Annotated in this window: 6 protein-coding genes; all 6 read left to right on the forward strand. The window is 36.8% G+C overall.

What is annotated here, in order from left to right; genetic code table 11:
- Positions 1 to 2: 2 nt before the first annotated feature.
- The 6 genes from HAV12_RS09925 (at position 3) to HAV12_RS09950 (ending at position 7,872) form a co-directional block, all read left to right on the forward strand.
- Positions 3 to 2,072 carry a hypothetical protein gene (locus tag HAV12_RS09925; protein WP_171569498.1) on the forward strand — a complete coding sequence of 690 codons (2,070 nt, stop codon included), beginning with the start codon at positions 3 to 5 and terminating at the stop codon, positions 2,070 to 2,072.
- A 152-nt stretch (positions 2,073 to 2,224) separates the two neighbouring features.
- Positions 2,225 to 4,099 (forward strand): asparagine synthase (glutamine-hydrolyzing), encoded by a 1,875-nt coding sequence (gene asnB / locus HAV12_RS09930; protein WP_171569499.1) that lies wholly within the window; start codon positions 2,225 to 2,227, stop codon positions 4,097 to 4,099.
- 33 nt (positions 4,100 to 4,132) lie between these two features.
- Positions 4,133 to 5,803, forward strand: coding sequence for a cyclic peptide export ABC transporter (locus HAV12_RS09935; RefSeq protein ID WP_132037149.1), 1,671 nt, complete (start codon positions 4,133 to 4,135; stop codon positions 5,801 to 5,803).
- 16 nt (positions 5,804 to 5,819) lie between these two features.
- Positions 5,820 to 6,530: a thioesterase II family protein gene (locus HAV12_RS09940; protein WP_132037150.1), complete on the forward strand. Its 711-nt coding sequence runs from the start codon at positions 5,820 to 5,822 to the stop codon at positions 6,528 to 6,530.
- Positions 6,531 to 6,553: 23 nt separating this feature from the next.
- Positions 6,554 to 7,135: a hypothetical protein gene (locus HAV12_RS09945; protein ID WP_205423362.1), complete on the forward strand. Its 582-nt coding sequence runs from the start codon at positions 6,554 to 6,556 to the stop codon at positions 7,133 to 7,135.
- Between the two features lie 98 nt (positions 7,136 to 7,233).
- Positions 7,234 to 7,872: a 4'-phosphopantetheinyl transferase superfamily protein gene (locus tag HAV12_RS09950; RefSeq protein WP_171569501.1), complete on the forward strand. Its 639-nt coding sequence runs from the start codon at positions 7,234 to 7,236 to the stop codon at positions 7,870 to 7,872.
- Positions 7,873 to 7,979 lie beyond the last annotated feature (107 nt).

Genomic DNA, 7,979 nt, shown 5'->3' on the forward strand with positions numbered 1-7,979 from the left:
TCATGTCAAGACCTTCAGAATTACATAAAGAACTTGCTATTGACTTAGCAGCATTATTACCTGTTACACCAGAAAATCAACAAACTTTTTTAGATTTAATGGAAAAGCTGGGTTATACCAATCCACAAACATCCGAAGAAGAAACTGTTGCTGAAAATCCATTCAAATCACACATAGGAATCTACAAACCAGATATCAAAGACGGTAAAAAATACTATCAAAGAGATATTCTGTTCAAAGAAACCTGGAGTTTCTTCGCAGACATACAAACCATTCCGCCAAAATCGGATAAAAAACGTGTGGTATTATTGGGAGAATCCGTAACCAGAGGATTTTTATTAGACCCGGAATATACGCCGGCAATTGTATTAGACCAGCTTTTAAATTCAAATAAAGAGCTGTATGGATACGAAATAATTGATTTAGCCGAGACCAATCTGGGAATGGCAGGAATCAGACAAAGATATACCGAGTGCATGGCGCTAGAGCCGGATATGGTGGTTTTTTTAGCCGGAAACAATTGGCGTGAAGAATTATTAAGCACGATTGGCAACAGTCAGAAAAAGCAAACGGCCTTACAGGAATTAACACTGGGTGAGGACGGAATTGCCATAGCAAAACCGTTAATCGAAGATTACTTCAGTACGATTGTAGATGACTTTTTAGCGTATGTAGGAACCGTTTCGAAGAAAAACGGAGTTCCGGTACTGTTTGCAATTCCCGAATTTAACCTGTTAGATTGCAGAAGTACACCGGGAGAGCGCGTTGTTTCTGAATTGCCGTATGAAAAATTAAAAAGCTGGATTGAAGCCAAAGAAAGCGCAGAAGAAAGCCTGGCTTCAGGTGATACCGAAACGTGTAGCATACAAGCACAGCAAATGATAGAAATTGACCCGAGTCATCCCTACGGATTTGAGCTATTGGCAGATTGCTGCATCAAAAACGAACAGTACAAAGAAGCCAGACACTATTTGGAAATGGCAAGGGATACCGCTCTTTTTTGCAGGACCAATAGTAAACCGAGAACCTTTAAAGTAATTCAGCAGACCATACTGTCCAAAGCAGCAAGCTTTGGAATTGAAGTAATTGATTTACCGGCGGTTTTTAAAGCACACTTAGACGGTAAAGTACCGGGAAAAGAGTTGTTCTTAGATTATTGTCACTTTAGCGTTACGGGAATTCAGGTAGCTATGGATGCTGTTTACAAAAAAGTGCTTCAGGAATTTGATGATCTTAGAAAAACACATAAGGATGTAAAAACAATCATTCCGTCAAACGAAGTATTGGCGTTAGGACACTTTTTCGCGGCCATACACAATGCACACTGGGGACAATCGTATGACATTTTGTTGTATCACTGTTCCGAATCTTTGTCAAAATGGAAGGATATAGCCAAAACAATGGTCTATTACTGTGATATGATTAGCAGGGGAGCAGCCAATAATGTGTGTAAATCACTCGAGAAAATATTGGAAGACAATACAAAACTGGACCGATATGTACATGCGCTGGTTCCTGCAAGAAACATGAAAAACATGGAACTGGAACTGGTAGATGCCATGACAACCGTGTTAAAGTCAAACGGAATTGATATTACGAATTACTTACTGAAAATTCGCTTAGACGATCATAGTATCAAAAACAGACGTATCAATCTGTTGCAAAATTATTACCACGCGACTTCTTACGATGAATATCAGGGGCAAAAAACCGCTTTTTTACAGGCAAGAGACAGCAAATCTGATTTTTTTGTCATAGCAGATGCCAAAACAAAAGCGTTGTTATCCGTATCCTTCAGAATACCGGGAATCATCAGTGAAAACAATGATACAGCAACCTTATATGTGAATGATACCGAAGTAACAAAATTGTCTGTTGGCAGTAAATGGCAAACCCATTCGATAGAAATTCCGGTCGGTTTTCTTCAAAACGGATTGAATGTATTCAGAATAAAATGGCCAATAGTGGCTACCAGCAGAGCGCTGCAGGATAAAGATTCTTCTACGGCAATACTGGATGCTGCTTTTCGCGTTTTCGGGGAAATTGGCAGCATGACAGTTTCAGGAGTATAATTTTTACCCTAACCAGATTCTTAAAAAGAGAACCAATTAAAAGTGTTTAAAACAACGTTTCTAAGTCTGCTGAACATACAATTAAAAAAGTAAATCACTTATCAGCATTGTATGAAGTGTCATAACAGCAAGACGTACCAATTTATAAAAATATGTGTGGAATAAGTGGAATTTATAATTTCGATAGAGAATCTGTAGCCAGAGAGGATATCATTGTGGCTATGACCAATAAAATTCAGCATCGCGGACCGGATGATTCGTCTTGTTATATAGACGGTCATGTGGGACTTGGATTTGTACGACTAAGTATTATTGATTTAAGTCATGGAATGCAGCCCTTTTTTAGTCCTGATAAATCGATCGTATTAACCTGTAATGGAGAAATCTATAATTACAAGGAGTTACGTCACAAAATGGAAGACAAAGGATACAACTTTAATACCAATTGTGACATCGAAGTCCTGGTTTATCTGTACATGGAGTACGGGGTAGATTTCTTAAATATGATCAACGGCCAGTTTGCTTTTTGTCTCTACGATAAAAAGAAGGATATATTGTTCATGGCCAGGGATCATTTCGGAATTTGTCCCTTATTTTATGCCAAACTGGATCACGCTTTGGTATATGGTTCAGAGATAAAAGCAGTTTTGGAACATCCTGACGTTTCCAGAAGAATTGATTACAAGGGACTGGATCAGATTTTTACATTTCCGGCCAATATTGCTCCCATCACCTTTTTTGATGATGTAAAAAGTTTAGAGCCGGGACATTATGCCATATTGCATAACAATAAACTGGAAATAAAAGAATACTGGAATCTTGATTATCCAACCTCAGATTATGACTACGGTCAGAAATCGGAAGAATATTACATAGAAAACCTGAATGACCTACTCTTAAAGTCGGTAAACTATCGTTTAAACGCAGATGTTCCCGTAGGTTTTTATTTAAGTGGCGGACTGGATTCTTCGATGATTGGAGGCATGATGCGACATTTGGATAAGGATAAAGAATTCAACTCATTCTCTATTTGTTTCTCTAACACAGAAAACAAAGACATCAACGAGCAGCGTTTTCAACGGCTATTAAGTGAGCAGATAAAATCAAAACACAATGAAATAGAATTTGAGTGGAATGATTTTGAAAGCAAACTTCGCGATGTGATTTATTATTCTGAATCTCCGCTAAAAGAAACTTACAATATTTGTTCGATTGCTTTATCTGAAAGAGCGAAACGCGAAAAAATAAAAGTAGTCCTTTCCGGAGAGGGAGCAGATGAATTATTTGGCGGCTATGCAGGCTACAAATTTGACGGAAGGCGTGAAGGAAATATCGGCTACAAAGATTTAGAGCATTTAAGGGAAGATGAGATTCGAAAACAACTTTGGGGAAATCCGGATTTCATTTATGAAAAAAATGAAAATGTTTTCCGCGAAACCAAACAAGCGATTTATTCCCCGCTTTTAAACGAATCGTATAAAGATTTTGACTGCATGAAAGAACCGGCTATCGATCACGGACGTATTAAAAACAGGCATCATTTTCATCAGCGTTCCTACGTTGATTTCAAATTACGTCTGGGCGGACACTTAATAGCCGATCACGGAGACCGTATGACGCTGGCGAACAATGTAGAAGGCCGTTATCCTTTTTTAGATGTAGACCTGATCAACTTTGTAAAAACAGTACCTCCTTCTTTAATGGTGAAGAATATGGAAGAAAAGTACATCCTTAAAAAAGTAGCGCAAAAGTATGTACCGTCTCAGATCATTAATCGCGAAAAATTTGGATTCGTAGCACCGGGAAGTCCGCACTTACTGAAAACAAACAGCGAATGGATCAATGATTTATTGTCTTACGATCGGATCAAAAGACAAGGGTATTTCGATCCGGATACGATAGAACGCCTTAAAAAAATGTACAGTAGAGACGGGTTTATATTAAATCCCCCTTACGATTTAGACTTGCTGATTATCGTATTGACTTTCAATATGTTTCTTGACATTTTTGATGTACCGAATGTTTAATAAATTAATTCTTCTTCTTAAAACCAATACTAAATGAAATTTATCAAAACCCTATTAAGCAAATCAAAAAAGGCCTTGGGATTTATGCTCATATTAGGAATCTTCAACAGTATTCTTAACGCGGGATTATTAATTTTTATCAATAATACCATCATAAAAGAACCGATTCCATTCTTTCCGAAATATGACTGGGCCCTTTTTATAGCAATCATCCTGGCTTCGTTGGTCTGTTCCCGTTTCTTTCAAACCTATATGATTAAGCTGACGAACAACTTATTGTTTGATTTTGAAATCATGATTCTAAAAAAACTGCGTATGGCTTCCTACCAGGATTTTGAAGAAATAGGAAACGAAAAAATATACACCGCCATTAATGATACCAAAGTATTGGGAAGTATTCCTGAAGTATTCATGAATGCGTTTAATTCCCTGATCGTAATCTTGTGCTGTTTCGGATATTTATTTTATATCTCTCCGGTTGGAGCAGGTTTGGTGGTGGTGGCAATGGTCCTTTTACTGGTCTTTTACTTACTAAGAAACAATGCCATCGAAAAGGATTTAAACGAAAAAAGAGACTTGCAGAATTCTTATTATCAGTATTTAGCCGATATGCTTCATGGTTTCAAAGAACTTAAAATGGGCATTACAAGAAGCAATAATATCCTGAGTAAATTTCTGGTAAAAAACAGGGTAAAAGGAAAAGATATTTCGATACATACTTCCATAAAATATATGGATAATGAATTAACGGGCTATTACAGCTGGTACATTATTCTGGGAATAGTCATGTTTGTACTGCCGGTTTATTTCAATATCAGCACTGAAAAAACAACAGCTTTTCTGGTAACAATCCTATATCTTATCGGGCCTGTGGCGGTTTTAATTACACTAATTCCAACCTACACCATGGTTAAAATTTCAGTGGAACGTTTAAACCTGATCGAACAAATGCTGGATCCTATTCAGGATAGAATCGTTCCAAGCAAATTAGCGAACGCAGAGCCATTTGAAGAAATCAGACTGGAAAATGTTACGTACTTCTATAATGATGAAGAGCGAAATCAGAAGTTTTACCTGCAACCCGTAAATCTTACGATCAAAAAAGGAGAAATCATTTTTATCACCGGTGGAAACGGCAGCGGTAAAAGTACTTTCGGAAACCTGCTTACCGGATTGTACAAACCCTACGAAGGTTCCATATACTTTAATGATCAAAAAATTGATTCAGGTCAGTTAATGTATTACAGCGATAAAATTGCAGCCGTTTTTACAACGAACTACATCTTCAGTGAAAACTATGATGAATTTGAATTGAAAGAAAACACAGGCGAATTAAAAGCACATATCGACATGATGAAAATGCAGGAAGTACTTCACCTCGATGAAGAACGAAATGTGTTTGATAAAAATTTATCCAAAGGGCAACAAAAAAGACTGGCAATGATCTATGCTTTATTAGAAGAGAAAGAGATCATCATCTTAGATGAATGGGCAGCAGAACAAGATCCCGGATTTAGAAAATATTTCTATGAAGAAATATTGCCACAACTTAAAGAGCAGGGAAAAACAATTATCGCCATCACGCACGATGATGAATATTTTGACAGGGCGACCCGAGTGATCAAGTTTAATTTCGGAAAAATTGTAAGCGATAAAAGTAGTGTGTCAGATTTTACGGCTGATATAAAACGCCTGATTAACTAAGAAAAAGTGATTTGACATGATGGATCTAATTTGTTTACATTTTGCAGGAGGAAACAAATATTCCTTCTATCCCCTGGAAGAATTTTTAGATAAAAATATCAATTTAATTACGCTGGAACTTCCCGGAAGAGGCAAAAGATTTCATGAACCCCTGCTTACAGATATTCATCTTATAGTAGATGATTTGTTCGAACAGTTAAAGCAAAACGTATCCAGGCCCTATGCGATTTTCGGGCATAGTATGGGAGCAATCCTGACTTATTTACTGGCACATAAAATTGAAGAAAATGACTTCCAACGTCCGATTCATTTATTTGTTTCCGGTTGCAAGCCTCCGAAAATTAGGAGAGAAGCTCCTTTTTACCATGATTTGCCTAAAGACGAATTTGTCAATAAAATCAGGGATATGGGCGGATGTCCGGAAGAAATTTTAGGGAACGACGAACTCATGGCACTTTTTGAACCTTCGTTAAGGGCAGATTTTAAAACCATTGAAACCTTTACCTACGAAAAGAAAGATCCATTAAAAATGAGGCTTACTGTTTTTATAGGAAACAAAGACAAAGTCAGTTGGGAAGACGCAAAAGCCTGGGGAGAAGAAAGCATACATCCTATTGATGTGAAGGAGTTTGAAGGGAATCATTTTTTTATATTCCAACACAAACAAGAAATTACAGCTTTATTTAAATACTATATCAATACAAAAAACTTATTAAATAACTATTAAAAATTAAAACCATGAACTTAAAAATGAAAACAGTATCAATCGCACTACTAATGTTATTTGTTGTTTCTTCCGTAACAGCACAAAAGAAAACAAATCTGAACATTAAACCGAATTTAGTTTTAACCTATTCCGCGAAAGATCCTAAGGGAAATGAAGTGTTACTGCCATTGGAAATTAAAGAATTGAATGATAAAAAAATAGTTTTGGAATATTCTATGATTAACGGAGATAAGAAAATTTCCGGAGAATGGGTGATTTCACCAAAAGGACTTAAGTCAGGAAAATACTTTAACTGGCAGGCATTAAATCCTTCAGAAGTTAGAATACTGCCTAAAGACCAGACTATTTTTTGTGTTTCAAAAAAGTTTCTGGATGAAATAAAAAGCAAAAAAACAGCAAAGTATGATGATAAAACTTTCGAATTGAAAGAGATACCAAAAGGAAAAGAAATTATAGTAGACGGTAAAGAAATTGACGCTATTTACATCGCTGAAAAAGGAGGAGATTCAAAATACTGGATTTTAAACAACAGAGATTTACCTTTTATTGTTAATTCTGCCGGAGGAGACGGACCATCGTTTAAGCTTACAAAAGTGAGCAAGTAATCGCACAACGTTTTAGATAATCCATAACTAAACCTAAATAAGGCAGGAATGTATCCGGGAAAACTCTTTGATACATTCTGCATTGCCGGAAAAAAATCATGCAAGTTTATTATGCTATTATAACCCAGCCGTTAAACGACCTTGATTTTAAAAGGTATCTGGACCAAATGCCGCCTTTTATTCAGCAAAAAATTGGCCGTTACAAGAATTGGGAAGACGCCCACACTTCTTTGCTGGGCAAGTTATTACTGATACAGGCCCTGCAGGACAGTGGGGTTCAAAAAACCGACCTTTCTTTGCTCACGTACAATCAATACGGAAGGCCTTCGATTCCGGGAATAATAGATTTTAATATTTCACATTCCGGAACTTTGGTACTCTGTGCGATTGCCACAAGCGGAACTATCGGGATAGATGCAGAAGTCGTGAAACCCATCAACAAAATGGATTTTTATAATTGCTGGACTCCAACGGAGGTGAAAGCAATCTATGACGATCCGGACGATTACAAAACCTTTTACAGCCATTGGACTAAAAAAGAAGCTGTAGTCAAAGCAATCGGAAACGGATTAAACATTCCGTTGAAAGACATCGAAATTAACGGTGATCTGGCAACCGTTGCCCATCATGGAAACTGGTATGTAAAAGAAATTCCATTTTCGGAAAAATATATAGTGCATATGGCTGCCAAAGAGCCATATGGTGACCCCATAGTTGTCATACAAAAAGAATTTTAATAAGCTGAACAATCACTTATTTACAATTCGAACATTCTCAGAAAAAAAACCGAATTCTTTAAAGAATATATTTTTTGCCGCTTTCTTAGCGGTGAAAGTTAATAATG

This window comes from Flavobacterium sp. CLA17 (genome assembly GCF_013112255.2).
Classification (GTDB): Bacteria; Bacteroidota; Bacteroidia; order Flavobacteriales; family Flavobacteriaceae; genus Flavobacterium; species Flavobacterium circumlabens.

Coding starts and splice junctions, on each gene's coding strand:
- HAV12_RS09925 (WP_171569498.1), top strand. CDS start 3: ATGTCAAGACCTTCAGAATTACATAAAGAACTTGCTATTGACTTAGCA.
- asnB (WP_171569499.1), top strand. CDS start 2,225: ATGTGTGGAATAAGTGGAATTTATAATTTCGATAGAGAATCTGTAGCC.
- HAV12_RS09935 (WP_132037149.1), top strand. CDS start 4,133: ATGAAATTTATCAAAACCCTATTAAGCAAATCAAAAAAGGCCTTGGGA.
- HAV12_RS09940 (WP_132037150.1), top strand. CDS start 5,820: ATGATGGATCTAATTTGTTTACATTTTGCAGGAGGAAACAAATATTCC.
- HAV12_RS09945 (WP_205423362.1), top strand. CDS start 6,554: ATGAAAACAGTATCAATCGCACTACTAATGTTATTTGTTGTTTCTTCC.
- HAV12_RS09950 (WP_171569501.1), top strand. CDS start 7,234: ATGCAAGTTTATTATGCTATTATAACCCAGCCGTTAAACGACCTTGAT.